The following is a 25,549-nucleotide window of genomic DNA, read 5'->3' as shown; positions in this document are numbered from 1 at the left end:
TTGCAGAAAGGCAGCGCAGCGTGAGTACTACCCGTCGCCGCTCGACCGGCTCCCCCACGGGCGTGGCCCGCAAGGAGCTGATCATGCGCGCCGCGGCCAAGGTGTTCTCGGAGAAGGGCTTCTCCGCGGCCACCGTCCGCGACATCGCCGACGACGCCGACATGCTCTCGGGGAGTCTCTACTACTACTTCGACTCCAAGGAGGCGATGGTCGAGGAGGTGCTCGTCGAGTACCTCGACTCGATGGTCCGCGGCTACGACGTCGCGGTCGCCGAGGCCGACAGCCCCGTCGTCGCGCTCGAGCAGCTCGTGGCGTGCGCGCTGCGCGGCCTGGTCGAGAACCGCCAGCACGTCACGATCCTCCAGAACGACTGGCACTACGTCGGTCCGATGAAGGGCATCGTCGAGCGCCAGCACCAGATCGAGAAGGTCTGGCTGGAGACGATCCAGCGGGGCATCGACGCCGGCGAGATCCGCGACGACATCGACGCCCGGATGATCTACCGCACGATCATGGGTGCCATCCAGGCCGTGATCCGATGGTTCAACCCCCGCGGCCGGGTCGGCATCGACCGGGTCATCGAGGTGCAGACCGCGATCCTGCTCGACGGGATCCGCACGGCCTGACAGCCTGAGCGAGGAGCGCCGCCCGGCGGCGCTCTCTCGTCGGCCAAGAATAGCAAGCGCTTGCTCGACAACGAGCGGGAGGAGTGATCATGGCAGGCCTGGTGCTCAGTGCCGAGCTGTCCCCGGTGTTCGCGCGGTTCCTGGACCAGCGCAGCCCGGTCGAGGTGAGCCGGCTCGGGGGAGCCGCGCTCCCCGAGCTGTGGACCGGACTGGTCGAGGAGGTCGGCGCCGCCGGCCTGCTCGTCGAGGACGAGTACGGCGGCCAGGGAGCCTCGCTCACCGAGCTCGCCGCCGCCGTCGCGGAGACCGCCCGCTGCGGGTGGTCCGGACCGCTGGTCGCGGCGTCGGGGGTCGGTGCCACGCTGCTGCGGCGGGTCGACCCCGCGGACGCCGCCGGTCTGCGGCGCGCGCTCGCGGAGGAGGGGCGCGTCGTCGTACCCGCGCTGCACGAGGACGGCGCCGGACTCGCCCTCGACGCGGCCGCGCGGCTCGACGGCGCCGGCGCGACGCTCACGGTCCGCGGCCGCAAGACGTTCGTCGACAGCGGCACCCATGCCGACGCCTTCCTGGTCACGGCCACGGGTGCGGGCGGTGACGTGGAGCTCGTGCTCGTGGACGCCGGCGCGGCGGGCGTGCGCGTGAGCGCCATGGAGGCGGTCGACCCCGGCCGTGGAATGGCGCTGCTCGACCTCGACGACGCCCCGGCCATCCCTCTCGCCGCGGGGCCGCAGGTGTCGGCCGCGGTGCGTGACGCCTGGCTGGTCGGCGCCCTCCTCACGGCGGTGGACGCCCTCGCCGCCGCCGACCGGGCGTTCCGGCTGGCCCGCGACTACGCCGTCGACCGCCAGCAGTTCGGGCGGCCGGTCGCGTCCTTCCAGAGCATCAAGCACAAGCTCGTCGACATGTACGCCGAGCTCGAGACCGCGACCAGCGCGGTGCTGGCCGCCGTGGCCGCGGCCGGCGAGGGAGCCGACGACTGGCGCTTCGCCGCCTCCGCGGCCAAGGTCCGGGCGGGCGACGCGGCCATGTTCGTGCTGCGCGAGGCCGTCCAGGTCCACGGCGGCATCGGCTTCACCTGGGAGCACGAGATCTCCCACCACTTCCGGCGCGTGACCGCCGCGCGCGCCCTGTACGGCACACCGTCCGCCCACCGGGCGCTGGTGGCCGCGGAGCGGGGGTTCTGATGAGCGACGTCCCCTCCCGGGTCGTGCTGCGCGAGGTCGGCCCGCGCGACGGGCTGCAGAACGAGCCCCCCGTGCCCACGGCCGGCAAGGTGGAGCTCGTCGACGCGCTCGGGACCACCGGGCTCAGCGAGATCGAGACCGTCTCCTACGTCCACCCGCGCGCCATCCCGCAGATGGCCGACGCGGCCGAGGTGTGGTCGGCGGTGGGGCGCCGTGACGACGTGCGCTACTCCGCGCTCGTGCCGAACCTGGTCGGCGCCCGCCGGGCGCTCGACGCGGGCTTCCGCGACATCGAGGTCGTCGTCTCGGCGTCGACCACCCACAACCTGCGCAACATCAACCGCACGCCGGAGGAGTCGCTCGACGCCATCGCCGAGGTCATCGACCTCGCCCACGCGGCCGGCGCGCAGTGCCAGGTGATCGTCGCGACGGCGTTCGGCTGTCCCTACGAGGGCGAGGTCGCCGAGGAGGTCGTGGCGTCGTACGCCGCCCGGGCCCGTCGCGACGGCGCGGACAGCATCTGCTTCGGCGACACCACCGGCATGGGCTCGCCGCCGCGGGTACGCCGCCTGGTCGGCCGGCTCCGCGAGCTCGACGCGGACGTCCCGCTGAGCCTCCACCTGCACGACACCCGCGGGACCGGCATGGCGAACCTCGTCGCCGGCCTGGAGATGGGGGTGTGGCGGTTCGACGCCAGCGTCGGCGGCCTCGGCGGCTGTCCGTACGCGCCGGGCGCGAGCGGCAATATCGCCACCGAGGAGGCGGTCTACCTGCTCGAGGAGCTCGGCGTGGAGACCGGCGTCGACCTCGAGCGTCTCCTCGACGTCGCCGAGCTCGCCCAGCGGCTGGTCGGCCGGGAGCTGCCCTCCCGCCTGCTCAAGGCCGGGCCGCGCACCCGACTGTCCGTCTGAGCGCGGGCTCGGTCCCGCGCCCGCCGCTGCCTTCCCGAGACCCTGCCCCTTGCCACGACTCCCAGGAGGAACTGATGCCCCTCGACCCGACCCGCGTCGGCATGGTGACCGGACCCCACCCGGTGACCTGGACCGACAAGGACTCGCTGCTCTACGCCCTCGCCGTGGGTGCCGGCCAGGACGACCCGCTCGCCGAGCTCTCCCTGACCACCGAGAACAGCGAGGGGGTCGTCCAGCAGGTGCTCCCGACCTTCGGGGTGGTCCTCGGCCTCGCCGACGGCCTGCCGGACGTCGGCGACTTCGACCCGACGCGGGCGGTGCACGCCGAGCAGGAGTTCGAGGTGGACGGACCGATCCCCGCGGCCGGCGCGGCCGAGATCGTGACGACCGTGACCGAGATCTGGGACAAGGACCCGCACGCGGTCATGTGGACCGAGTCGGAGCTGATCGACGCCACGACCGGCCGGCGGCTGATGCGCAGCCGCCTGGGCGCCTTCTTCGGCGGCGCCGGAGGCTTCGGCGGCGAGCGCGGGCCCAGCCCGTCCTGGACCGCGCCGGAGCGGGACCCGGACCTGGAGATCGACTTCGCGAGCCGGCCCGACCAGGCCCTGCTCTACCGCCTGACCGGCGACCGGAACCCGCTGCACGCGGATCCCGCGTTCGCCTCGCGGGGCGGCTTCGAACGCCCGATCCTCCACGGGATGTGCACCTACGGCTGGGTGGCGCGCCTGCTCGTCAACCGGCTCGCCGCCGGTGACGCCGGCGCCCTGCGCGCCATGGCGGGTCGGTTCACCCGGCCCGTGCTCCCCGGCGACGCGCTGCGCCTGGTGGTGTGGCGCGACGGGGACGAGGGACTGTTCCGGGTGCTGACGCCCGCCGGCGACGTCGTCATCGACCGCGGGCGGTTCGAGTTGAACGGCTCGCCGGCGCCCGAGGGCGCTCCGGCCTGATCCCGAGCCCCTTCCGACTCGGATTCCGCCGGAATTGCCGCCTCGGGCCATTGCGTGACCGGCATCACTGTGCTTAAGATCAAGCACTTGCTTCACATTAATCAAGCATTTGCTTGACCCGCCCGCAAGAAAGGGACGCTCGTGTCTCGACTCATCACCCCACGCCGCCGGTTCCGCACGGTCACGGCGGCCATCACCACGGCGGCCCTGGTCGCCCTCTCGGGATGCAGCTCCTCCGACGAGGGAGGCGACACCGAGTACCTCGTCGGCTTCCCCGCCCTCACCTCCGGCCCGGCCGCGTTCGCCGGCGTGCCGATCACCGAGGGGGCGAAGCTCGCCGTCGAGGAGATCAACGACAGCGACTTCCTCGGCGATGGCAAGACGATCGATCTCAAGATCGACGACATCAAGGGCGACCCCGCCCAGGCCATCGCGCTGTACAAGCAGTACGCCGCGGACGGCGCCTCGGGCGTCCTGTGCTGCGGTCTCTCCTCCGAGGCCGGCGCCCTGGCCCCGATGATCAAGCAGAGCAAGGTCCCGGCGATCGTCACCTCGGCGATCCTCGCCGGGCTCGCCGAGCCGCCGTACGTCTACCGACCGGTCGTGCTCCCGGCCGACGCCGACGGCATCTACGACCAGTTCATCGACACCGTCGTCCCGGCCGAGGGCATCAAGACCGCCGTCCTCGTGGTCACCTCCGACAACGACGGCATGGTCGGCGACGCCGAGGTCTGGAAGGCGGCGCTCGAGCGCAACGGCGTGGACGTGGTGAAGACCATCAACACGTCGTCCACCGACACCAACTACACGCAGGCCGCGACCGAGATCCAGTCCCTGGACCCCGACGCCGTCGTCGCCAGCATGCTCGGCACCCCCGCGGCGCTGCTCGCGAAGTCGCTGCGCGAGCGCGACTACGACAAGCGGATCCTGACCAGCTACGGCGTCGACAGCGTCGAGCTCTTCAAGTCCTCGGGCGGCGGCCTCGCCGGTGCGCTGTTCGCCGTGCCCTTCCAGGCCGGGTTCACCGACAACGAGCTCGCCACGAAGTTCACCGAGGCCTACAACGAGGAGTACGGCAAGGACCCCGACATGTACGGCGCCCAGGGCTACACCGCGATGTGGCTGCTGGCCGAGGCGATCAAGGAGGCCGGCGACAAGGACCCGGCCAAGGTGGCCAAGGCGCTCGAGGGCATCACCTCGCAGGACACCGTCTACGGCGAGCTCGTCTACAAGGACGGCCAGGCCAGCCTGAACGCGCCGGGCGCCTACCTCGAGTGGACCGCCGAGGGCACGCTGACGGAGTGGGCCGGCTGACCCACGGGTCGCCGGCCGTGTGAGGGAGAGGACGTCGATGGACCTCGGAATCGCCTGCAGCTTCCGCACGACGGGAGGGGAGCCGCTCGGCACCGCGATCGCGCGGGCCGCCGCGGCCGCCGAACGGGCGGGGCTCGCCTCGTGGTGGGCCGGCGGCGACCGCGAGGCCGCCGCCGACCGGGCGCACGACCCGAGCCTGGGCCTGCAGCGCCTGGCCCGGGCGACGAGCGGGATCCGGCTCGGACTGTCCGGAGACCTCCTCTCCCTCCACAGCGCGGCGGTCCGCGCCAAGCAGATCGCCAGCATCGACTGGTTCGCCGGCGGTCGGCTGGAGCTGGGGCTCGACCTCGGCGCCCCGCCGGCCGTGCTGGCCGACCCGTTCCGCGACGTCGACGATCATGTCGGCCGCGCGCTCGACAACCTGGGCGCCATGCGCGCCCTGTGGACCGAGCGGCGCGCGTCGTACGCCGGGGAGCAGGTGGCCTTCACCGGTGCCATCGCGCTCCCCAAGCCGGTGGGCGAGCGTGTGCCGGCCACCCACCTGCGCGCCACCACCGCCGACGTCCTGGACCGGTACGCCGCGGCGTACGGCGCCCCCGCGGGCTGGCTCGCCTGGCAGGCGGGCCGCGACGACCTCGTCGCCTCGGTCGAGGTGCTCGACAAGGTGCTCGGCGACGCCGCGGACGGAGTCCGCCGCACCTGGTGCGTGCCGGTCGCCGACCTGCCCGCCGCGCGCGAGGTGATCGCCTCGCTGCCGGTCCGGGTCGACGAGCTCGTCGCCGACCTGGACCACCTTCCGAGCGACGAGGAGATCGCCGCCATCGCGGCCCTCGCCTGAGCGGAGCGGGTCCGGCACCCGGCAGCACCACACACTCCCACCCAGACCCATCCAGACCCATCCAGCCACGCACGACCACGAGAGGAGCCTCGGTGGAGATCGGCCTGGTCGACCTGTTCGACGGCAGCACCGAGCGGGACCCCGCCTTCATGGCACAGTTCGGCAGGACGGCCGAGGAGCTGGGGTTCACCGGCATCTGGCTTCCGGAGCACATCGTCTTCTTCGACGAGTACACCTCGGAGTACCCCTACCCCGAGGCGCCGTCGGCCACCGACCCCGAGAAGGTCGAGCGGCACAACAAGACCGTCGACGGCAAGGCCCGGGTGGAGGCGGCCGCCGACCAGGGACTGCTCGACGTGCTCCAGGCCGCGGCGGAGGTGTGCGCCGCGACGACCCGCCTGCGGATCGGCAGCTCGGTGATGCTGCTGCCGTTGCGCAACCCCCGGCTGCTCGCCCGCGACCTGATGACGGTCGCCGCGCTCACCGACGGCCGGGTCGACCTCGGCGTCGGCGTGGGCTGGTCGGCCGAGGAGTTCGCCGCCTGCCAGACCGAGTTCAAGACCCGCGGTCGCCGTTGCGGCGAGGGGATCGCCGAGCTCACCCGGCTGTGGGCGGACCCCGACGGCATCTACCCCGAGCAGCCCGCGCCGATGCCTCGGATGCTGGTCGGCGGGCACTCGCCCGCGGCGCTGCGCCGGGCCGCGGCGGTCGCGACCGGGTGGTACCCCTGGAACCTCACCCCCTCGCAGTTCGCCGAGCACCACGCGACGTACTGCGCCCAGCTGGAGGAGGCCGGGCGCGACCGGGCCGAGCAGCACGTGATCGCCGGTCTCCGCTTCACCGGCGAGATGGAGTCGCTGCCCGCCGTGGTCGAGCGCTACCTCGAGCTCGGTGCCGACGGCGTCAACCTCTCGCTGCGGATGGCGGCGCACGACTACGCCGACACGATGCACGCCGTCTCCGACGCACTGGGGCTCGCGGCATGAACGCGCCCGTCACCGACGCCGAGATCGCCGAATTCCGCGCCGAGGTGCGCGCCTGGCTCGCCGAGAACGTCCCCGCCGATCCGCTGCCGCCGTGGACCGAGCGCGCCGGCTTCGACCTGCACCGTGCCTGGGAGGGCCGGCTCTTCGAGGGCGGGTACGCCGCCGTCGACTGGCCCACCGAGTACGGCGGCCGCGACGCCGGCCTGCGCCAGTCGATCGCGTTCGCCGAGGAGTACTACCGCGCCGGCGCGCCGGAGCGGATCAACATGGGCGGGCTCTACCTGCTCGGCCCGGTGCTGATGCAGTACGGCACGCCCGAGCAGTGCGCACGCTGGATCCCCGACCTGCTGGCCTGCCGGACCATCTGGTGCCAGGGCTTCAGCGAGCCCGGCTCCGGCTCCGACCTCGCCTCGCTGCGCACCCGCGCCGAGCGCGACGGCGACCACTTCGTCGTCAACGGCCAGAAGATCTGGACCTCCATGGGCGGCTTCGCCGACTGGATCTTCGCGCTGGTGCGCACCGACCCCGAGGCGGGACGCAAGCGCAAGCATGACGGCATCACCTTCCTGTGCATCGACCTGCGCTCGCCCGGCGTGGAGGTCCGGCCGCTCGCGATGGTCGACGGCACCCGCGGCTTCGCGGAGGTCTTCTTCACCGACGTCCGGGTGCCGGTCGAGAACGTCGTCGGCGAGGTCGACCGCGGCTGGGCGGTCGCGATGTCGACGCTCGGCTTCGAGCGAGGGGCCGTCTTCGGCGACCACGCCAAGTTCGCGGGCGACGTCGCCGACCTGGCCGCGCTGGTCGACGCGCGCGGCCTCGGCGACGACACGCACGCGCTCGACGAGCTGGGCCGGGTCCTGGTGCAGACCGAGGTCTACCGGGCCAACGTCTACCGGCTGGCCGCGCGCGCCGAGGCCGGTGGTGAGCTCGACAGCACCGCCAGCATCAACAAGGTCTTCTGGACCCAGATGCAGCACGACATCTTCGAGACCGGTATCCGCCTGCTCGCCGAGGACGGCGCCGTCGTCGGCGACCCGGGCGCGCTGCCGGACGCCGACCCCGCCACGCTGCGCGCGTGGTCCCAGTGGCACCACCGCTACTGGTACGCCCGGGCCGCCATGATCTTCGGCGGCACGAACGAGATCCAGCGCAACATCATCAGCGAACGCGTGCTGGGCCTGCCGATGGAGCCGCGACGATGACCCTGCCCGACGCCCTCGACCAGGACCGCCGTGAGCTGGTCGAGCTCACCGACGACCTGCTCGGCCGCCACTGCGACCTCGACTTCCTGCGCGCCCGGATCGACGACGGCACCGCCCACACTCCCGCACTCTGGGGCCGGCTGGCCGAGACCGGCCTGGTCTCCGCCCTCGTCGCCGAGGAGCACGGCGGCGCGGGACTGACGCCCGCCCACCTGTCCGGCGTGCTGCACAGCCTCGGCCGGCACGCGGTCCCCGAGCCCTACCTGGAGACGGCGGTGCTCGCCGTCTCCGTGCTCGGCGCCCTGCCCGGCTCCGTCGCCGACGCCTGGCTGCCGCGCATCGCCGCCGGCGAGGCGGTCGCCGTCGTCCGCCTCGGCGAGCTCACGCCGCTGGTGCCGTACGCCGCCGACGCCGACCTGCTGCTCGACCTGGGCGCCGACGGCGTCGTGCGCGCCTTCACGGCCGACGAGCTCGACGTCACCCCGGTCGCCGCCCTCGACCCGCTGCGCCCCCTGGCGCGGGTCGCGCCGACCGGCGCGGGCACCGTCGTGGGCGACGACAGCGCCGTCGTCGCCCGCACCCGCACGCTGGCCCTCGCCGGCGCGGCCTGCCTGCTCGCGGGCGCCTCCCAGCGACTGCTCGACCTCACCGTCGAGTACGTCGCCGTCCGCGAGCAGTTCGGCCGCCCCGTCGGCTCCTTCCAGGCGGTCAAGCACAAGGCCGCCGACCTCGCGGTCATGGTCGACATGGCCACCGCGGCTGCCCTCGCCGCCTTCGACGCCTTCGACGCCGTCGACGAGCCCGACGGAGCGCGCCGCGCGGCCGCGGCGAAGGCCTACGCCGGCGATGCCGCCGCGCGGGCCAACGTCGACGCACTCCAGCTGCACGGCGGGATCGGGTTCACCTGGGAGTACCACCTCCACATCTGGCTCAAGCGCGTGATGGGCCTCGCCGCGTCGTACGGCACGACGACGGCGCTGCGCCGCGACCTGGCGCGCGAGCTGGTGGCGCGCGTCGCGCAGGAGCGGCGCGGATGAGCGAGCTGGGCTTCTGGCGACTGGCGGGCGGCGACCCCGTCGCGTGCGCGGTGGTCGAGCCGGACGGCGCCGTCGTCACCCGCGGCGAGCTGCTGGCCCGGGCCAACGCCACGGCGCGGCTGCTGCGCGACCTCGGCCTCGAGCGCGGCGACCGGGTCGTCGGCGTGGTCGCCAACGAGTCGTGGGCGATCGCCCTGGTGCTCGCCTGCCAGCAGATCGGCGCCTACTACGTGCCGGTCAACACGGCACTGACCACCACCGAGGTCGGCTACATCGTCGAGGACGCCGCCCCGGTGGCCGTCCTCTGCTCGCTCGCGTACGCCGACACGGTGCGCGCGGCGGCGGACGCGGCCGGCCTGCCGGCCGAGCGGCGCCTCGCCTTCGGCGCGGCCGACGGCTTCCGCGACCTCACCGCCGAGGTCGCCGGGGTGTCCACGGGACCGGTCGAGGACCGCACGCCCGGCTCCTACCTCGGCTACACCTCCGGCACGACGGGCCGCCCGAAGGGCGTGCTGCGCCGGCTGCCCGAGGGCGACCCCGACGACGTGTTCGCGGCCGGCGCGGCCTGGCAGCTCAGCATGTTCGGCATCACCCCGCTCGACGACGGGGTGCACCTGGTGACCTCGCCGCTCAGCCACACCGCGGTGAGCGGGCTCGCCGTCACCTCGCTGCACTACGGCCATGCCGTGGTGCTGACGGACCGCTTCGACGCCGAGAGCGTGCTGCGGCTGATCCAGGAGCACCGGGTCACGACGACCCACATGGTGCCGACCCAGCTGCACCGGCTGCTGCGCCTGCCCGAGGCGACCCGGTCGGCGTACGACGTCGGGAGCATGCGCAACCTCGTGCACGGCGCCGGGCCGTGCCCGGAGTCGGTGAAGCGCGCGGTGATCGACTGGTTCGGCCCGGTCGTGTGGGAGTACTACGGCGCGACGGAGGCCGCGGGCACCGCCATCTCCAGCGCCGAGTGGCTGGAACGGCCCGGCAGCGTCGGGCGGCCCCAGCCCGGTGCCGAGGTCCGGATCCTCGACGAGGACGGCGCGGAGGTCCCGGCCGGCACCGACGGTGCCGTCTATCTCCGGATGGGCGCGCACGCGTTCGAGTACCGCGGCGACGACGCCAAGACGCAGGCCGGCCGGGTGGGCGACTTCGTCACCGTCGGCGACCTCGGCCACCTCGACGAGGACGGCTACCTCTACCTGCTCGGCCGCTCGGCCGAGGTCATCGTCAGCGGCGGGGTCAACATCTATCCCGCCGAGGTCGAGGCCGCCCTGCTGGAGCATCCCGACATCCAGGACGCCGGCGTCGTCGGGCTGCCCGACCCCGAGTGGGGCGAGCTCTCGTGCGCCGTCATCCAGGCCGTCCCCGGCTCGCCGCTGCACGGCGACGGGGTCGCCGACCTGCTCGCGCCCTTCCTCCACGACCGACTCGCGCGCTACAAGGTGCCGCGCCAGTACCAGGTCGTCGCCGAGCTGCCCCGCGGCGCCAACGGCAAGCTCCGCAAGCACCTGCTGCCCGACCTCGTCAGGAAGTGAACCCGTGAAGCCCGTCCCGCTGCCCACCCCGGACACCCAGGAGTGGTTCGACCGGATCGACGCCGGCGAGCTGACCGTGCCCCGCTGCACGGCCTGCGCCTCGTTCTTCCTCCACCCGCGCAGCAGCTGCCCCCGCTGCGGCGCGCGCTCGGTCGAGCTGGTCCCCGCCGCGGGCACCGGCGTCCTGCTGTCGTTCGTCGTCAACCACCGCGCCCCGGCCGGCTTCGAGGCGCCGTACGCCCTCGGCGTCGTCGCGCTCGCGGAGGGGCCGCACCTGACCGGGGTCGTCCGTACCGACGCGCCCGACCGGCTGGAGGTCGACGTACCCGTGCGGGTGGCGTTCGAGGAGCGCGGCGAGCGCCGCGTCGTCTGCTTCGACCTCGAGGAGGCCGCGCGATGAGCGCCCGTGGGGCCGGCCTGCGTGGCGCGATCGCGATCGTCGGCGCCGCCGAGAGCACCGACCTGGGGAAGATCCCCGACAAGTCCGCCCTCGAACTGCATGTCGACGCCGCGCTCAACGCGCTCGCGGACTGCGGTCTCACCCCCGCCGACGTCGACGGCGTCGCCTCGGCCGGCGAGCTGCCCAACGACGTCGCCGACTACCTGGGCATCGTGCCGGAGTACCTCGACGGCACCAACGTCGGCGGCTCGTCGTACATGCTGCACGTGCGGCACGCCATGGCGGCGATCAGCGCGGGCCTGTGCGAGACCGTCCTCGTCACCCACGGGGAGTCCGGTCGCTCGCGGATCGGCATGACGCCGTGGGCGCCCGCGCCGCAGTCGTTCATGGCGCAGCTGGAGGTGCCGCACGGGCCGGTCGGCGCGCCCTCGCTGTTCCCGATGGGCGTGCGCCGCTACATGGCGGAGTACGCCATGACCCGCGAGCAGCTCGCGCTGGTGCCCGTCGTGCAGCGTCAGTGGGCCGCCATGAACCCGCGCGCCAAGCTGCGCGACCCGATCACCGTCGAGGACGTGCTCGCCTCGCCCGTCATCGCCGACCCCGTCCACCTGCTGCACTGCTGCCTGGTCACCGACGGCGGCGGGGCGCTCGTGCTCACCTCGGCTGAGCGCGCCCGTTCGCTCGACCTGCCCCAGCCGCCCGTCTACGTCCTCGGCGCCGGCGAGTCCAGCGAGTCGTCGGTCGTCTCCGGCCTGGAGAGCCTCACGTCGTCGCGGGCCATCCGCGTCGCCGGCGAGCGCGCCCTCGCCCAGTCCGGCGTCGCGCACGCCGACGTCGACCACCTGATGATCTACGACGCCTTCGCGCACGTCCCGGTCTACGGGCTCGAGGACCTCGGGTTCGTCGGCAGGGGAGAGGCGCCGGCGTTCATCGAGGACGGCCACACCGCCCCCGGCGGCAGCCTGCCGATGAACACCAACGGCGGCGGCCTGTCCTACACCCACACCGGGATGTACGGCATGTTCGCCATCCAGGAGTCCGTGCGCCAGGTCCGCGGCACCGCCCCCGCCCAGGTCAACGGCGTCGACATCAGCGTCTGCACCGGGGTCGGCGGCATGTTCATGAGCTCCGGGACGCTCGTGCTCGGCAGCGCGGCCACCCTCTGAGGTCCACATCCCGAGCTCCACCCGACAGGAGATCCACCCATGCGTCGAGCCGTCCGCACCGCCGGAGCCCTCACCGCCCTCGCCGTCGCCGGCAGCGTCCTTGCCGGATGCTCCTCCTCGGACGGGGAGGAGGGCCCCACGACGTACCTCGTCGGTGCGCCGATCGTGCAGTCCGGCCCCGGCGCCTTCGCCGGCAAGCCGGTGGCGCAGGGCATCGAGCTCGCGGTCGCGGAGATCAACGACAGCGACTTCCTCGGCGACGGCGCGGAGATCGAGCTGGAGATCGTCGACACCGCGGGCGACCCGGGCAAGGCGATCGCCGCCTACCGCCAGCTCGAGGCCGACGACGCGTCGGCCGTGCTCTGCTGCACCCTCGGCGGCGAGGCCGGTGCCCTGTCGCCGCTGCTGCGGGAGAGCACGGTCCCGGGCGTCGTGACCGTCTCCATCCTCGACGACCTGGCCGATCCGCCGTACCTGTTCCGGCCGTTCGAGGTGCCCTCGGCGCCCGGCGGGATGTACGACCAGTTCCTCGACACCGTGCTGCCGGCGGGCGGCTTCGCCGACGCCGTGATGGTCGTCAACGACGACAACGACGCGATGGTGCAGGACGCCGCGGTCTACGAGGCCGGCCTGGAGCGCCACGGCGTCGACCTCGCCAAGACGATCCGCGTCGGCACCGCCGAGACGTCGTTCACCGGCGTCGCGACCGAGATCGCCAGCCTCGACCCCGACGTCGTCGTCGCCAGCACGATCGGCTCCTCGACGGCGAACCTCGCGAAGGCGCTGCGCAGCCGGGGCTACGACAGGACCATCGTCTCCAACGTCGGGGCCGACAGCCGCGCGGCGTACGACGCCTCCGGCGGTGACCTCGCCGGCACGATCTTCCCGACGCCGTTCAGCGCCGCCTTCACCGTCAACGACGAGGGCGCGGAGTTCGCCGCCGCCTACGAGGAGGAGTACGGCGCGGCGCCCGACATGTTCGCCGCCCAGGGCTACACCGCCATGTGGCTGGTCGCCACCGCCCTCCGCGACGCCGGCAGCGGTGACCCGGCGAAGGTGGCCGAGGCGCTCGCCGCGGTCGAGGAGCAGGTCTCGGTCTACGGCTCGCTGACCTACGCCGACGGCCAGGCCGAGGTGGAGGAGCCCGGGCAGTACCTCGTCTGGGGCGAGGGCGGCTCGCTCGCCCCCTGGTCCCCCCGACCCGGCTCGAACTGAACTCTGAATGACGCTGACCCGGCGCGTCTGAACGCCTGAGAGACGCCGACCCGGCGCGTTCAAACGCGCCGGGTCGATCTGGATCGGGCGCGGGTCGGGTCAGGGGGTGAGGGCGGCCAGGAGGCGCTGCCAGTCGGCGACGGGGAGCGCCTGGTCCTTCCAGCCGGCACGCCGGTCGAGCACCTGGAGGCAGACGTGGTCGGCGCCAGCGGCGACGTGCTCGTGCAGCCGTACGGCGACGCGCTCCGGATCGCCCCAGGCGACCAGCGCGTCGACGAGGCGGTCCGAGCCGCCGTGGGCGGCGTCCTCGTCGGTGAAGCCGAGTCGCTCCCAGCTGGAGCGGTAGTTCGGCTGGCCGAGGTACATCGCGAGGTGGCGACGGGCGGCGGCCCGGGCGAGGTCGGGGTCCGCCTCGAGGACGACCATCTGCGTCGGGGCGAGGTACGCCGCCGGGCCGAGTGCCGTGCGGGCGAGCGCGGTGTGCTCCGGCGTCGTCAGGTACGGATGGGCGCCGGCGGCCCGGGTGGCGGCCAGGTCGAGCATCCGGGGTCCGAGGGCGGCGAGGACCCGGCCGCCGGCGTCGGGGCCGCCGGCGGCGTCGAGCTCGTCGAGGTAGGCGCGCATCCGGCTCAGCGGGCGCCGGTAGCGGCCCGGGGCGGCGTGGTCGACCAGCTGGGCGTGGCTGACGCCGAGCCCGAGCAGGAACCGGCCGGGATCCGGCAGGGCGCGGACGGCGTCCGCGACCGCGTCGGCCGGCATCGTCCAGATGCTGAGGATCCCGGTCGCGACGACGGTGCGGGACGTCGCGGCGAGCAGCTCCGCGACCCGCGGGAAGGGGTCGCTGAGCCCGCCGGTCATCCACAGCGCCGTGCAACCCGCCTCCTCCAGCGCCGCGGCGGCGTCCTGGGCCGCGGCGCTGTCGCGCAGCCGGAGCGCGCTGGACCAGGCGCCCCAGCGTCCGCTCGGCAGGCTCATCGGTCCGACTCCGCGGGCGGCGTCAGCACGGAGCCGTGCGCGAGGTCGGCGACCCAGGAGGCGAACCGCCATCCGTCGGCGGTGCGCACGAACTCGCCGACGTACGAGCCGACCACGACGTGGCTCCCCCCGTCGCGGCGGTAGTAGGCGATGCCCTTGAAGGTGCCGGTCGCCCGGTCCCCGTCGTCGGCGACGTCGATCTCGCTGTTGGTGAAGGTGTGGAGGATCCACGGCATGGACGTCCGCAGCCGGACGAACTGCTCGCGGATCTCGGCCCGCCCGCGGCACGGCGGCCGTGCCGCGTTGATGGAGTAGACGCCGTCGGGCAGCCAGAGGTCGGCGAGCGCGTCGACGTCGGCATGGCTGGGTCCGGCCCAGCCGCCGTCGCACAGCGTGTGGTAGCGGCTGGCCAGGGCCTCGATGGCGCGCACGCTCTCGAGCTCGGCGATGCGCCGCTCGAGCCGCTCCAGCCGCGCGAGGGCGTCGTCGCCCGGGGCGGGGGTGGTGAGGGGAGTCGTCATGCCGGTCCTCGGATCAGGCGAGCGCGGTCTCGCCCTCGGGCAGGAACTTCACGAGCGCGCTCCGCACCGCCGTGCACACCAGTACGCCGTCCTGGTTGAGGCCGCGGTGCTCGAGCGTGACGATGCCCTGGCCCGGCCGGGACGCCGAGGGCCGGCGGTCCTTGATCTCCGTCTCGCAGTAGAGCGTGTCGCCGATGAAGACCGGCGCCGGGAACGCGATCTGCTGGAAGCCGAGGTTGGCGATCGTCGTCTTCTGCGTGAGGTCGGGTACGCCGATGCTGCACACGATGCCGAGCGTGAGGAGGCTGTTGACCAGCCGCTGCCCGAACTCCGACTCGGCCGACTTCACCGCGTCGAGGTGCAGGCTCTGGGTGTTGATGGTCAGGCTGCAGAACAGCACGTTGTCGGCCTCGGTGATGGTGCGCCCGGGCTCGTGCTTGAACACGTCGCCCGGGATCATCTCCTCGTAGTAGCGGCCGCGGCGGGTGTGGACGGTCATCGGGTCTCCTGGGGGTCGGTGGGGGTCAGCAGGCCGTCCCGGTGGTCGGGGTGCGCGACGGCCACGAGGGCCTCGACGCGCTCGGCCTCGGTGCGGCCGCGGAGCCAGGCGACGCCGTACTCCGTGACCACAGCGTCGGGGGTGTGCCGCGCCAGCGAGACGACGTCCGCGCCGAGGCGGGGCACGATCCGGCTGTGCCGGCCGTCCGGGGTCGTCGACGGGAGCGCGATGACGGACAGCCCGCCGGCGGAGCCGAAGCCGGCCTCGACGAAGTCGGCGCTGCCGCCGATCCCGGAGACCTGGCGGCTGCGGACCAGCTCGGAGCCGACCTGCCCGGCGAGGTCGACCTCGATCGCCGAGTTCACCGCGACCAGGCGCGGGATGTGGGCGAGCTCCCGGGGTGCGTGGGCGAAGCGGCTGTCGCGCAGGACGATCGCGGGGTTGCCGTCGGCGAACTCCATCAGCGTGCGGGTGCCCATCAGCTCGGCGGCGGAGATGGCGGGGGCCTCGCCGGTGTCGGTCCAGCGCAGCAGGCCCCGCTCGAAGAGGTCGACCATGGCGTCGTTGCCCATGCCGACGATCCGCACCGGCCCGACCCCGCTCTCGGCGAGGAAGGCGGTGAGCGCCTCGGGGATGGCGCCGATGCCCAGCTGGAGGGTCGGCTCGGGCGGCAGCAGGCCGAGCACGTGGCCGGCGACCCGGTCGCTGACCTCGTCGCGGACGGCGGCGGGGAAGGTGCACGGTGGCGTGTCGGCCTCGACCAGGACGTCGAGCTGCGAGACGTGGAGCATCGAGTCGCCGGTCGTGCGCGGGGTCCGCGGGTCCACCTCGGCGATGACGAGCGCGGCCCGGGCGACCGCGTGGCAGACGTAGCTGGCCGAGGGCCCGAGGCTGCACCAGCCGTTGCGGTCGGGTGGGGAGACGCGGACCAGCGCGACCGAGGTCTCCCACTGGTCGAGCAGCCCGGGTACGGCGGAGCCGCGTGCCGGGACGTAGTCCACGCTGCCCGGCGCGAGTGCGGCCCGGGCCGGGCCGTAGGGATGCCAGGTCCGGTAGCGGAGCAGCCCCGCGGCGGCGGCGTCGAGGAACGGGTAGCGGCCGAGCTGCAGGCCGGAGTAGAGCGTCGGGCGGCCCAGGAGGTCGGCGGCGGCGCCGAGCTCGGTGAGCAGGGTCTCGGGCGTCCCGCATCCCGGGGAGGCCACGATCGCGGACCCCGGCGGTATCCGGCGCACGGCCTCGGCGGGCGTGCTGTGGGTGGGCGGCGGCGGCACCGGCGCCACCTCCTGTCGCGGTCGTGGGGCTGGGATCGGTGGGTTGTCGGCGAGCGGGCGGAGCATCCTCGCCGCGGCCGGCCACGTCGTCGGCGGGGGCGTCCGGAGGCTGCTCCTGCGTCGTCCACGGCGTTCCCCGGCCGACCCGGGGCATCCGCGAACGTAGTCCGCCCCAGGGATTTAAGCAAGTGCTTGATTCACGTCTTGACAGGGCTGTTGTGACGTGGCTTACTTGCACTTCAAGCGAGCGCTTGATTCAGCGACGGGACCGGACTCGGCGTCGCTCGCCAGAAGGAGGGACCGTTCCGTGCAACTGCTGATGCAACAGCTGCTCAACGGCATCGCACTCGGGTCGATCTATGCGCTCTTCGCGGTCGGGTTCTCGCTGATCCTGGCCAAGATGGGCATCCTCAACGTCGCCCACGGCACGTTCGCGACGTGGGGCGCCCTGTCGTCGTACTGGCTCGTGTCCGAGCACGGGCTCAGCTTCTGGCTCGCCCTCCTCCTCGGCGTCGGCTTCGCCGGGGCGCTGGGCGTGGCCGCTGACCTGATCGCGTTCGAGCCGCTGCGCAAGCGCAACGCCGGCACCTTCGCCCCGATCATCGCCAGCATCGGCATCTGGATCGTGCTGCTCACGCTCGCCGAGGCCTTCAGCGGCCCCACGGCGACGAGCTACCCGACGGAGTCGGTCCCGACCGAGCCGATCCGGGTCGCGGGGCTGCTCCTCCTGCCGGCCCAGGTGATCAGCGTGATCGCGCTCGTGGTGATCGTGACGGCCGTCCACCTGCTGCTCACCCGCAGCCGCTTCGGCGCGGCCGTGCGCGCGGTCTCGGTCGACCCACGCTCGGCGACCATCGTCGGCGTCAACGCCCGCCGCACGCTCATCGCCGTGGCCTTCCTCGCCGCGGCGATCGCCGGCCTCGCCGGCATCCTCGCGGCGCTGTCCGACAACAACGTCTCCTTCGGCATCGGCGAGGCGCTGCTGCTCAAGGGCTTCGCGGCCGTCGTCGTCGGGGGCTACGGCGACATCCGCGGCGCCGCGCTGCTCGGCGTCGCGATCGGGGTGCTCGAGGTGATGAGTGCGCAGTACATCTCGTCCGGCTTCCGGGACGCGATCACGTTCGGCGTCTTGATGGTGGTCCTCGTGGTCCGGCCGCAGGGCATCTTCGGCGAACGACAGCTCGTCCGAGCCTGAGCAAGGAGAACGACTCGTGAGCACAACAGCCTGGATGATCACCCTGCAGTTCGCCGGGGTGAACGCCCTCTTCGCGCTGGCGATCTACGCGTCCTTGTGGACGGGCGTCCTCAGCCTCGCGCCGGTCTTCTTCGGAGCGGTCAGCGCCTTCACCTTCGGGTACGCCGCCGGCACGCTCGGCCTCTCGCCGTTCCTCGGCCTCCTCCTCGGTGCCGCCCTCGGCGCCGGCCTCGGCGCGCTGACCGCCGGACTGCTGATCCGGCTCGACAGCCACTACCTGGCGATGGCCACGATCGCCATGGTGCTGATCGGGCGCGTCCTCATCCTCAACCTGACCGAGTACACGGGCGGCGCGACCGGCACCCTGGTGCCGGGCGACCTCGGCACCTGGGCCTGGCTGATCGGGACGTTGGTGGTCGCCGCGTACGTCATGGCCCGGCTCGCCGGATCGCGCTTCGGGCTCGCGGCGGACGCGGTCCGCGAGGATCCCGCCGTGGCGGAGACGCTGGCGATCTCGCCGCGCCGCATCCAGTTCGTCGGCATGATCATCTCCGGCGCCCTCGGCGGCGTCGCGGGCATCCTGCAGTCGAGCTTCCTGCAGTACATCGGGCCGGACACGTTCTACACCCACCTCGGCTTCGTCACCCTCGCCGCGGTCGTCCTCGGCGGTGCCTTCCACTGGCTCGGGCCGATCGTGGGCGCGGTCGTCTTCACGATCCTGCCGGAGCTGCTGCGCGAGCCGATGGGCGAGTACGACCGCGTCGTCACCGGCGTGCTGCTGGTCCTGATCATCATCTACATGCCGCGCGGCCTCGTCGACGTACGCCGGCTGCGGCTGGTGCGTGCCCGCTGGTGGCGCGGCAGGGGCGGCGGTCCCGAGCCGGACGGGCCGGACCCGCGGGAGCCGCAGCCCGCCGTCCGGGCGGAGGTGGCCTCGTGAGCGGGCTGGCGGTCGACATCGTCGGCCTCACCAAGGCGTTCGGCGGGCTCAAGGCCGTCGACGACGTGACCATCCAGGTGCCGCCGCGCCGGATCCACGGCATCCTCGGCCCCAACGGCGCCGGCAAGACGACCGTGCTCAACATGGTCAGCGGCTTCATCCAGGCCGACACCGGCTGGATCGACGTGTTCGGCCAGGACGTGACCCGGATGCAGCCGTTCCAGATCGCGCGTCGCGGCGTCGCCCGGACCTACCAGAACATCCGGCTGTTCCCCGGTCTGACCGTCCTGGAGACGGTGGTGGCGGGCGCCTACATGCAGCGCAGCTCCACCATCGCGGGCGCGATCCTGATGAGCCCGACCGAGCGCCGCGAGCGCCGGGAGATGCGGGAGCGCGCGGGCGAGTTGCTCGAGAAGGTCGGCTGCCGCGCGCCGCACTCGGCGCTCGCCGAGACCCTGTCGTACGGCGACCAGCGTCGCGTCGAGATCGCCCGGGCGCTGGCGACCAACCCCAAGGTGCTGCTCCTCGACGAGCCCACCGCCGGCATGAACGACGTCGAGTCCGAGGAGGTCGGCCGCCTGCTGGTCGAGCTCCGCGAGCTCGGCCTGACGCTGATCCTCATCGAGCACAACATGCGGCTCGTCGAGGAGTTCTGCGAGACCGTCTCGGTCATGAACTCCGGTGCACTCCTCGCCGAGGGTGCGCCGACGTGGTGCCTGGAGCAGGACGAGGTCAAGGAGGCCTACTTTGGAAAGCGATCCGATGCTGCGCGTATCGCGACTCTCCGCCGCGCACGGCGCGGTTCCGGCGGTTCGTGAGGTCGACATCGAGGTCGCCCAGGGGACCCTGGTCGCCCTCATCGGCTCGAACGGCGCCGGCAAGACGACGACGCTGAACACGATCGCCGGCCTGCACAAGCCGTCCGGCGGCGCGGTCACGGTCGGCGGGCGCGACATCACCGGCTGGTCCTGTCACAAGGTGGTCCGCTCCGGCGTCGCCCTGGTGGCCGAGGGCCGCCGCGTGGCGCCTCCGCTGACCGTGCTCGAGAACCTCGAGCTGGCGTCGTACAGCGGTCGCAGCACCAAGGCCCAGCAGAAGGAGCAGCTGACGGAGGTCTTCGACCTCTTCCCGCGGCTCGCGGACCGGCGCGACCAGCTCGCCGCGTCGATGAGCGGTGGCGAGCAGCAGATGCTCGCCTTCGGGCGGGCGCTGATGACCCGCCCCGAGGTGCTGCTCCTCGACGAGCCGTCGATGGGGCTGGCGCCGTCGATCGTCGACATCCTGTTCCAGACCATCGAGACCCTGCACAACAACGGCGCGACGATCCTGCTCGTCGAGCAGAACGCCGAGCTCGCCCTGGCCGTGAGCGAGCGGGTCTACGTCATGCAGCGCGGCCAGATCGTCACCGACGGCACCGCGGAGGCCGTGCGCGGCCGCGCGGAGGTCATGTCCGCCCTCTTCGGCTGACTCTCGGCTGACTCTCCGGCTGAGTCGTCCCCGCGTCGCGACTCGTCCCGCCCGCCCCGAACCGTCCGAACCCAGAAGGAGTCCCACCCACCATGAGCGAGATCAGGCTGGACGGTCGTGTCGCCGTCGTCACCGGCGCCGGACGAGGCCTCGGCCGCGAGCACGCCCTGCTGCTCGGTGCACGCGGTGCCGCGGTGATCGTCAACGACCGTGGCGGCGCGCTCGACGGCGCGGGCGGCGAGGCGTCGCCCGCCGAGCAGGTCGTCGAGGAGATCCGCGCGGCCGGCGGCATCGCGGTCGCCGACACCAACGACGTCAGCACGCTCGACGGCGCGTCGCGGATCGTGGCCACCGCGACCGACACCTACGGCCGACTCGACATCCTGGTCAACAACGCGGGCATCCTGCGCGACCGGTCGATGGCGAAGCTGACCCCCGAGGAGGTCGCGCCGGTGCTCGAGGTGCACCTCGGCGGCACCATCTGGATGAGCAAGGCCGCCTGGCCGGTCATGGCCGAGCAGGGCTACGGGCGCATCATCAACACGACGTCGGCGGCCGGCATCTTCGGCAACTTCGGCCAGACCAACTACGCGGCGGCGAAGGCCGGCATCTGGGGCGTCACGAAGACCCTGGCGATCGAGGGTGCCCGCAGCGGCATCCAGGTCAACGCGATCGAGCCGGGCGCGCGGACCAGGATGACGGAGAACCTGCTGGGCGACCTCGCCGACCGGCTCGACCCGAGCCTGGTGGCGCCGCTCGTGCTGTGGCTGGCCGCCGCCGAGTGCGAGACCACCGGCGAGGTCTACAACGTGGGCGGTGGCCGGGTGGCCCGGGTCGTCGTCGCGCAGACCCCCGGGTACTTCTCCCGCGACATCACCCCCGAGGCGCTGCGCGACAGCTGGGACACCGTGAACGACCCCGACCTGGCCGAGGTGATGACCTCGTTCCAGCAGGAGCTCGGCGTCCTCGTCGACCTGCTGTCGGACGGGGACCGCGCCGGCGCCGGCGCCTGATCCCCGTGCGCGATCCCGGCCCCGCCGACCGCGTCCTCGCCCCGGCGCTGCGCCTGATGGCGGCACTGGACGCGAACGACGCGGAGGGCGTGCGCCGCTGCTTCGCGCCGGACGGCACCTGGTGGGTCGACACCGGGCTCGACCGCGCTGCCGGCGTCCTCGACGTCGATCCGGGCGAGGACCGGCCGTGGCCACTGCACGGCCTGATGCCGGCGCAGACCAAGTGCGACCTGCTCCGCTCGGTGCCGGAGCGCTTCCCCGGCGGCGTACGCCAGCACGTGCGCCGGTCCTTCGCCGGCGGCGATGTCGCCGTCGTGGAGGTCGAGGGCGACGGCATGTTCCTCGGCGAGCGGCCCTACCGCAACCGGTACGCCTTCGTGCTCACCGTGCGCGACGGTGCCGTGACCTCCCTGCGGGAGTACCTCGACACGGCGCACAGCGCCGCGGTCTTCGACGGCCGCGGCCTGGACCGGCGCTCCCGTGCGCCGGAGCCGACCGCCGACGTCCTCGCGGACGCGCGCTCCGGGGGCCCGGCGGGCCCGGGGGAGCGGCTGGCGGCGGACTTCCTGGCGGCGTTGGAGGCGGCCGACGGCGACCGCCTGCTCGCCCTGTGCACGCCGACCGCGACCTGGTGGGCCGACGGCGGCCGGGTGCGGACCGCGGGCCCGGAGGCGCCTGCGGACCCCGACGCCGAGCTCGTGGTCGTCGGGCGCGTCCCCGTCGCCGTCCGGGCTCCGCGGATCGGCGCTCTGCGCACGACCTTCCCCGACGGGCTGCGGCTGCGCGCGCACCGCGTCGTGACCGACGACGACTTCGCCGGCAGCGGTCTGGTCGCGGTCGAGGTGCAGGGCCATGGCGTGCACCGACGCGGTGGCACCTACCAGAACCGCTACGTCTTCGTGCTCCGCGCCGAGGGCGGCCGGCTCGCCGAGATCCGGGAGTACTGCGACACCCGGCACGCCTTCGACGTGTACGGGATCGACCTGTGACCAATGTGAAGCAAACGCTTGATTCTAATCAAGCGCATGCTCTACGGTGCGATGAGAGTCGCTCACCGAACACCCCACGAAGGACGACGATGAAGCTCACGCCCCGCCCCACCGCATTCCTCTCGGCGGCCGCCGATGCGTGAGCTGCGCGACCCCGAGCACGAGCTGATCGCCAAGGCGATCCGCGAGCGCATCGCCGGGTTCGACGACGACTACTGGTCGGCCTGCGACCGGGACCACCGGTTCCCCTGGGAGTTCTTCGACGCACTGGCGAAGGACGGCTGGGTGGGCCTCGCCATCCCCGAGGAGTACGGCGGCGGTGGCCGCGGCGTCACGGAGGCGGCGATCCTGCTCCGTGAGGTCGCGGCGTCCGGGGCGGCCATGAACGGCTGCACCGCCCTGCACATGAACGTCTTCGGGCTCCAGCCGGTCATCAAGTACGGCAACGACCGCCTCAAGGAGACCTTCCTCCCGGCCGCGGCCGCCGGCGACCTGCACGTCGCGTTCGCCGTCACCGAGCCGGACGCGGGCACCGACACCTCCCGGATCAAGACCCGCGCCGTCCGCGACGGCGACGGCTGGCGGATCAGCGGCCAGAAGATCTGGACGAGCAAGGCGCTCGAGTCCTCGATGGCGCTGATGCTCGCGCGGACCGCGCCGGCCTCCGACACCGAGGCCGGCCGCTTCGACGGGCTCAGCCTGTTCCTGATCGACCTCGACCCCGACCACGTCGACATCCGCCCGATCCCCAAGGCGGGCCGCAACGCGGTCGCCACCTGCGAGACCTTCTACGACGACCTCCCCGTCGAGGGGTGGCGGCTCGTCGGCGAGGAGGGCAAGGGCTTCAAGCACATCCTGGCCGGCCTCAACCCCGAGCGGATCCTGATCGCAGCGGAGGCCACCGGCATCGGCCACGCCGCGCTGCGCCGGGCGACCGAGTACGCCAAGGTCCGACGCGTCTTCGACCGCCCGATCGGCAGCAACCAGGCGCTCAGCCACCCGCTGGCCGACTCCTACGCGCGGCTGGAGGCGGCCTGGGAGCTGACCATGGTGGCCGCCGCCAGGTACGACGCCGGCCTGTCCTGCGGCGCCGAGGCGAACATGGCGAAGTACCTCGCCGCGGACGCGGGCTACGACGCCGCCGATCGCGCGGTGCAGACCCACGGCGGGCTCGGGTACGCCGAGGAGTACCACGTGGAGCGCTACTGGCGCGAGGCACGGATCATGCGCCTGGCGCCGATCAGCCAGGAGATGTCGCTCAACTTCATCGCCCAGCAGGTGCTGGGCCTCCCGCGGAGCTACTGATGACCGCCGCGCGACGCCTCGAGGGCCGGGTCGCCTACGTCCTTGGCGGCGGCAGTGACGGTCCGGCCCGGCCGGGCAAGGCCCTGCCGATGGGCAACGGACGCGCCATCGCGCTGCGCCTGGCCGCGGAGGGCGCGACCGTCGTCGTCGGCGACAAGGTGCTCGCCCGCGCCGAGGCGACCGTCGCACACCTCGACGGACCGGGCCTCGCGGTCGAGGTCGACGCCGCGGACCCCGCGTCGTGCCGGGCCGCGGTCTCCGCCGCGATCGACCACGGCGCCGGCCGCCTCGACATCGTCGTGTGCAATGTCGGCCTGTCCGGCCGGGAGCCGCTGAAGGTGCAGAGCCTCGAGGACTGGGACGTCGCCTCCGACGTCAACGTCCGCTCGCACTGGCTGACCGCCCAGGCCGCGCTCGGCCCGATGCTGGCTCAGCGCGCCGGCGCGTTCGCGTTCATCGGGTCGACCGCGGGCGTCTACAGCAGCCGGCGCTCGCTGTCCTACGAGGCCACCAAGGCGGCCCAGCTCGCCGTCATGCGCCACGTCGCGGTGCGGTACGCCGACCGCGGGATCCGCGCCAACGCGGTCGTGCTCGGCAACATCGACTCCGCCCTGGTGCGCCGCGAGTTCGGCGACGCGCCGGGAGCCGCCCGCGCGGCCGTCGTACCGATGCGGCGCGAGGGCCGGCCCGAGGAGGCCGCGGGCGCCGTCGCCTTCCTGGTGAGCGACGACGCCGGCTATGTCACCGGCCAGAGCCTTCTCGTGGACGGCGGCGTGAGCGCTGCCTGGCCCGTCCCCCCAGTCGTGTCGTGAGCAGGAGGAGCAGCAGATGAGCAAGGTCGTCGTCAGCGGTGTCGGGATGAGCCCGTTCGGGAAGTTCCTCGACCGGTCGATGAAGGACCTCGGCAAGGTCGCGGTCGACGCGGCCCTCGCGGACGCCGGCATCGCGGTCCCCGACGTCCAGGCGATGTTCTTCTCCAACGCGCTGGCCGGGCTGATCACCGGTCAGGAGTGCATCCGCGGCGAGGTCGTCGGCTATCCGATGGGCCTGGCCGGGATCCCCATCCACAACGTCGAGAACGCCTGCGCGTCCGGTGGCAACGCCCTGCACCTGGCCTGGATGGCCGTCGCGTCCGGGATGTACGACACCGTGCTCGCCCTCGGGGTCGAGAAGGCCAACCACGAGGACCGGCAGCGCACGTTCAGCGCCTACGCCGCCGGCATGGACGTCGAGCAGGGCTTCGCGACCGGCGACGGCGCCGGCCAGGAGCGCAGCCCCTTCGTCGATCGCCAGGCGCGACTCGCGGCCACCCTGTTCGACGAGCGGGGCGTCACGATGGAGGGCCTGGCCCGGGTCACCTCCCGCTCGCTCGAGAGCGCCCGCCTCAACCCCTTCGCGCACCGCCGCTTCGGCGGCTCGCCCGAGGACGTCCTCAACGCCCGGGTCGTCGTCGAGCCGCTCACCGTGCTGATGAGCTCGCCGGTCAGCGACGGCGCCGCCGCGGTCGTCGTGACCAGCCGGCCCGAGGCCGTGGCCTCCTCCCGGTCGATCGACATCCTCGGCTCCCGCATGGCCACCCGGCCGCCCGCCGACCGGCCCGACGCCCCCAATGCCGTGGAGGCGTCGGCGCACGCGGCGTACGAGCAGGCCGGGCTCGGCCCCGCGGACATGGACCTCGCCGAGGTGCACGACGCCTCGGTCGCCTACGAGCTGATGGCGTGGACCGACGTCGGCCTCTGCGCGCCCGGCGACGAGCAGCGCTGGGCGATGGAGGGCGTGACGGAGGCCGGAGGCGCCATGCCGGTCAACCGCTCCGGAGGCCTGGTCGGGCGGGGACACGCGCTCGGGGCCAGCGGGCTCGCCCAGATCCACGACGTCGTCCGGCAGCTCCGGGGCGAGGCGGGCGACCTCCAGCTGGAGGACCCGCGCCGCGCGGTCGTCCAGATCGGCGGCGGCGTCGTCGACTGGCTGACCGCCGCCTCGAGCGTGCACATCCTGGCGAGGGGCTGA

Annotated in this window: 26 protein-coding genes; 22 read left to right on the top strand and 4 right to left on the bottom strand. The window is 73.3% G+C overall.

Annotated features, from left to right (window positions below; translation table 11 throughout):
- The first annotated feature begins 20 nt into the window (after positions 1-20).
- The 13 genes from ACPZVR_RS23605 to ACPZVR_RS23545 all read left to right on the top strand — a co-directional run bounded on the left by ACPZVR_RS23605 (position 21) and on the right by ACPZVR_RS23545 (position 13,364).
- Positions 21-626 carry a TetR/AcrR family transcriptional regulator gene (locus ACPZVR_RS23605; RefSeq protein ID WP_436702134.1) on the top strand — a complete coding sequence of 202 codons (606 nt, stop codon included), beginning with the start codon at positions 21-23 and terminating at the stop codon, positions 624-626.
- Between the two features lie 89 nt (positions 627-715).
- Entirely contained in the window at positions 716-1,810 is a 1,095-nt protein-coding gene (locus ACPZVR_RS23600; RefSeq protein WP_436702133.1) for an acyl-CoA dehydrogenase family protein, read from the top strand.
- The gene (locus tag ACPZVR_RS23595) at positions 1,810-2,721 is read left to right on the top strand and encodes a hydroxymethylglutaryl-CoA lyase (RefSeq protein WP_436702132.1); all 912 of its coding nucleotides are present in this window, start codon (positions 1,810-1,812) and stop codon (positions 2,719-2,721) included. The genes ACPZVR_RS23600 and ACPZVR_RS23595 overlap by 1 nt, the downstream gene beginning before the upstream one ends.
- A gap of 74 nt (positions 2,722-2,795) precedes the next feature.
- The gene (locus ACPZVR_RS23590; protein ID WP_436702131.1) at positions 2,796-3,671 is read left to right on the top strand and encodes a MaoC family dehydratase; all 876 of its coding nucleotides are present in this window, start codon (positions 2,796-2,798) and stop codon (positions 3,669-3,671) included.
- Between the two features lie 141 nt (positions 3,672-3,812).
- Complete coding sequence (locus ACPZVR_RS23585) at positions 3,813-4,985, top strand: ABC transporter substrate-binding protein (protein WP_436702130.1); 1,173 nt, start codon at positions 3,813-3,815, stop codon at positions 4,983-4,985.
- Between the two features lie 37 nt (positions 4,986-5,022).
- Positions 5,023-5,823, top strand: a complete 801-nt coding sequence (locus ACPZVR_RS23580; RefSeq protein WP_436702129.1) for an LLM class flavin-dependent oxidoreductase — start codon at positions 5,023-5,025, stop codon at positions 5,821-5,823.
- A gap of 92 nt (positions 5,824-5,915) precedes the next feature.
- Complete coding sequence (locus ACPZVR_RS23575; RefSeq protein ID WP_436702128.1) at positions 5,916-6,809, top strand: LLM class flavin-dependent oxidoreductase; 894 nt, start codon at positions 5,916-5,918, stop codon at positions 6,807-6,809.
- Entirely contained in the window at positions 6,806-8,011 is a 1,206-nt protein-coding gene (locus tag ACPZVR_RS23570) for an acyl-CoA dehydrogenase family protein (protein ID WP_436702127.1), read from the top strand. Before ACPZVR_RS23575 ends, ACPZVR_RS23570 begins: the two co-directional genes overlap by 4 nt.
- Positions 8,008-9,048, top strand: coding sequence for an acyl-CoA dehydrogenase family protein (locus ACPZVR_RS23565; RefSeq protein ID WP_436702126.1), 1,041 nt, complete (start codon positions 8,008-8,010; stop codon positions 9,046-9,048). The genes ACPZVR_RS23570 and ACPZVR_RS23565 overlap by 4 nt, the downstream gene beginning before the upstream one ends.
- Positions 9,045-10,583, top strand: coding sequence for an AMP-binding protein (locus ACPZVR_RS23560; protein ID WP_436702125.1), 1,539 nt, complete (start codon positions 9,045-9,047; stop codon positions 10,581-10,583). The genes ACPZVR_RS23565 and ACPZVR_RS23560 overlap by 4 nt, the downstream gene beginning before the upstream one ends.
- Before the next feature lie 4 nt (positions 10,584-10,587).
- Positions 10,588-10,983: a Zn-ribbon domain-containing OB-fold protein gene (locus ACPZVR_RS23555; RefSeq protein ID WP_436702124.1), complete on the top strand. Its 396-nt coding sequence runs from the start codon at positions 10,588-10,590 to the stop codon at positions 10,981-10,983.
- Positions 10,980-12,149 (top strand): thiolase C-terminal domain-containing protein, encoded by a 1,170-nt coding sequence (locus tag ACPZVR_RS23550; RefSeq protein WP_436702123.1) that lies wholly within the window; start codon positions 10,980-10,982, stop codon positions 12,147-12,149. Before ACPZVR_RS23555 ends, ACPZVR_RS23550 begins: the two co-directional genes overlap by 4 nt.
- Before the next feature lie 39 nt (positions 12,150-12,188).
- Positions 12,189-13,364, top strand: a complete 1,176-nt coding sequence (locus ACPZVR_RS23545; protein ID WP_436702122.1) for an ABC transporter substrate-binding protein — start codon at positions 12,189-12,191, stop codon at positions 13,362-13,364.
- A 99-nt stretch (positions 13,365-13,463) separates the two neighbouring features.
- Here the strand turns inward: ACPZVR_RS23545 and ACPZVR_RS23540 are convergent, their stop codons facing one another.
- The 4 genes from ACPZVR_RS23540 to ACPZVR_RS23525 are packed head-to-tail and all read right to left on the bottom strand — an operon-like array spanning position 13,464 to position 16,630.
- Positions 13,464-14,339 (bottom strand): TIGR03620 family F420-dependent LLM class oxidoreductase, encoded by an 876-nt coding sequence (locus tag ACPZVR_RS23540; protein WP_436702121.1) that lies wholly within the window; start codon positions 14,337-14,339, stop codon positions 13,464-13,466.
- Positions 14,336-14,860 (bottom strand): nuclear transport factor 2 family protein, encoded by a 525-nt coding sequence (locus ACPZVR_RS23535; protein ID WP_436702120.1) that lies wholly within the window; start codon positions 14,858-14,860, stop codon positions 14,336-14,338. Before ACPZVR_RS23535 ends, ACPZVR_RS23540 begins: the two co-directional genes overlap by 4 nt.
- Before the next feature lie 13 nt (positions 14,861-14,873).
- A complete protein-coding gene (locus ACPZVR_RS23530) occupies positions 14,874-15,359 on the bottom strand; it encodes a MaoC family dehydratase (RefSeq protein ID WP_436702119.1) in 486 nt (161 codons plus the stop codon).
- Positions 15,356-16,630, bottom strand: a complete 1,275-nt coding sequence (locus tag ACPZVR_RS23525; RefSeq protein WP_436702118.1) for an acetyl-CoA hydrolase/transferase family protein — start codon at positions 16,628-16,630, stop codon at positions 15,356-15,358. The genes ACPZVR_RS23530 and ACPZVR_RS23525 overlap by 4 nt, the downstream gene beginning before the upstream one ends.
- Positions 16,631-16,937: 307 nt before the next feature.
- Here ACPZVR_RS23525 and ACPZVR_RS23520 point away from each other — a divergent pair, with 307 nt between their 5' ends.
- The 9 genes from ACPZVR_RS23520 to ACPZVR_RS23480 all read left to right on the top strand — a co-directional run bounded on the left by ACPZVR_RS23520 (position 16,938) and on the right by ACPZVR_RS23480 (position 25,549).
- Positions 16,938-17,825, top strand: a complete 888-nt coding sequence (locus ACPZVR_RS23520; protein WP_436702117.1) for a branched-chain amino acid ABC transporter permease — start codon at positions 16,938-16,940, stop codon at positions 17,823-17,825.
- A gap of 16 nt (positions 17,826-17,841) precedes the next feature.
- Complete coding sequence (locus ACPZVR_RS23515; RefSeq protein ID WP_436702116.1) at positions 17,842-18,765, top strand: branched-chain amino acid ABC transporter permease; 924 nt, start codon at positions 17,842-17,844, stop codon at positions 18,763-18,765.
- Complete coding sequence (locus ACPZVR_RS23510) at positions 18,762-19,583, top strand: ABC transporter ATP-binding protein (protein WP_436702115.1); 822 nt, start codon at positions 18,762-18,764, stop codon at positions 19,581-19,583. Before ACPZVR_RS23515 ends, ACPZVR_RS23510 begins: the two co-directional genes overlap by 4 nt.
- On the top strand, positions 19,528-20,232 hold the full coding sequence (locus ACPZVR_RS23505) for an ABC transporter ATP-binding protein (protein ID WP_436702114.1): 705 nt from the start codon (positions 19,528-19,530) through the stop codon (positions 20,230-20,232). Before ACPZVR_RS23510 ends, ACPZVR_RS23505 begins: the two co-directional genes overlap by 56 nt.
- Before the next feature lie 92 nt (positions 20,233-20,324).
- Positions 20,325-21,245 carry an SDR family NAD(P)-dependent oxidoreductase gene (locus ACPZVR_RS23500; protein ID WP_436702113.1) on the top strand — a complete coding sequence of 307 codons (921 nt, stop codon included), beginning with the start codon at positions 20,325-20,327 and terminating at the stop codon, positions 21,243-21,245.
- A 5-nt stretch (positions 21,246-21,250) separates the two neighbouring features.
- Positions 21,251-22,234, top strand: a complete 984-nt coding sequence (locus tag ACPZVR_RS23495) for a nuclear transport factor 2 family protein (protein ID WP_436702112.1) — start codon at positions 21,251-21,253, stop codon at positions 22,232-22,234.
- 135 nt (positions 22,235-22,369) lie between these two features.
- Entirely contained in the window at positions 22,370-23,539 is a 1,170-nt protein-coding gene (locus ACPZVR_RS23490) for an acyl-CoA dehydrogenase family protein (protein ID WP_436702111.1), read from the top strand.
- Positions 23,539-24,351 (top strand): SDR family NAD(P)-dependent oxidoreductase, encoded by an 813-nt coding sequence (locus ACPZVR_RS23485; RefSeq protein WP_436702110.1) that lies wholly within the window; start codon positions 23,539-23,541, stop codon positions 24,349-24,351. Before ACPZVR_RS23490 ends, ACPZVR_RS23485 begins: the two co-directional genes overlap by 1 nt.
- Positions 24,352-24,367: 16 nt before the next feature.
- Positions 24,368-25,549: a thiolase family protein gene (locus tag ACPZVR_RS23480; protein WP_436702109.1), complete on the top strand. Its 1,182-nt coding sequence runs from the start codon at positions 24,368-24,370 to the stop codon at positions 25,547-25,549.

Source organism: Nocardioides segetis, from assembly GCF_051390595.1.
GTDB lineage: Bacteria > Actinomycetota > Actinomycetes > Propionibacteriales > Nocardioidaceae > Nocardioides.
The sequence above is the reverse complement of the archived record's forward strand: the minus strand, read 5'-3'. Positions and strand labels throughout refer to the sequence as shown.

What these genes read in the sequence shown, in the direction of transcription:
- ACPZVR_RS23600 (WP_436702133.1), top strand. Translation starts at nt 716, where the DNA reads ATGGCAGGCCTGGTGCTCAGTGCCGAGCTGTCCCCGGTGTTCGCGCGG.
- ACPZVR_RS23595 (WP_436702132.1), top strand. Translation starts at nt 1,810, where the DNA reads ATGAGCGACGTCCCCTCCCGGGTCGTGCTGCGCGAGGTCGGCCCGCGC.
- ACPZVR_RS23590 (WP_436702131.1), top strand. Translation starts at nt 2,796, where the DNA reads ATGCCCCTCGACCCGACCCGCGTCGGCATGGTGACCGGACCCCACCCG.
- ACPZVR_RS23580 (WP_436702129.1), top strand. Translation starts at nt 5,023, where the DNA reads ATGGACCTCGGAATCGCCTGCAGCTTCCGCACGACGGGAGGGGAGCCG.
- ACPZVR_RS23570 (WP_436702127.1), top strand. Translation starts at nt 6,806, where the DNA reads ATGAACGCGCCCGTCACCGACGCCGAGATCGCCGAATTCCGCGCCGAG.
- ACPZVR_RS23565 (WP_436702126.1), top strand. Translation starts at nt 8,008, where the DNA reads ATGACCCTGCCCGACGCCCTCGACCAGGACCGCCGTGAGCTGGTCGAG.
- ACPZVR_RS23560 (WP_436702125.1), top strand. Translation starts at nt 9,045, where the DNA reads ATGAGCGAGCTGGGCTTCTGGCGACTGGCGGGCGGCGACCCCGTCGCG.
- ACPZVR_RS23550 (WP_436702123.1), top strand. Translation starts at nt 10,980, where the DNA reads ATGAGCGCCCGTGGGGCCGGCCTGCGTGGCGCGATCGCGATCGTCGGC.
- ACPZVR_RS23545 (WP_436702122.1), top strand. Translation starts at nt 12,189, where the DNA reads ATGCGTCGAGCCGTCCGCACCGCCGGAGCCCTCACCGCCCTCGCCGTC.
- ACPZVR_RS23540 (WP_436702121.1), bottom strand. Translation starts at nt 14,339, where the DNA reads ATGAGCCTGCCGAGCGGACGCTGGGGCGCCTGGTCCAGCGCGCTCCGG.
- ACPZVR_RS23535 (WP_436702120.1), bottom strand. Translation starts at nt 14,860, where the DNA reads ATGACGACTCCCCTCACCACCCCCGCCCCGGGCGACGACGCCCTCGCG.
- ACPZVR_RS23530 (WP_436702119.1), bottom strand. Translation starts at nt 15,359, where the DNA reads ATGACCGTCCACACCCGCCGCGGCCGCTACTACGAGGAGATGATCCCG.
- ACPZVR_RS23505 (WP_436702114.1), top strand. Translation starts at nt 19,528, where the DNA reads ATGCTGCGCGTATCGCGACTCTCCGCCGCGCACGGCGCGGTTCCGGCG.
- ACPZVR_RS23500 (WP_436702113.1), top strand. Translation starts at nt 20,325, where the DNA reads ATGAGCGAGATCAGGCTGGACGGTCGTGTCGCCGTCGTCACCGGCGCC.
- ACPZVR_RS23490 (WP_436702111.1), top strand. Translation starts at nt 22,370, where the DNA reads ATGCGTGAGCTGCGCGACCCCGAGCACGAGCTGATCGCCAAGGCGATC.
- ACPZVR_RS23485 (WP_436702110.1), top strand. Translation starts at nt 23,539, where the DNA reads ATGACCGCCGCGCGACGCCTCGAGGGCCGGGTCGCCTACGTCCTTGGC.
- ACPZVR_RS23480 (WP_436702109.1), top strand. Translation starts at nt 24,368, where the DNA reads ATGAGCAAGGTCGTCGTCAGCGGTGTCGGGATGAGCCCGTTCGGGAAG.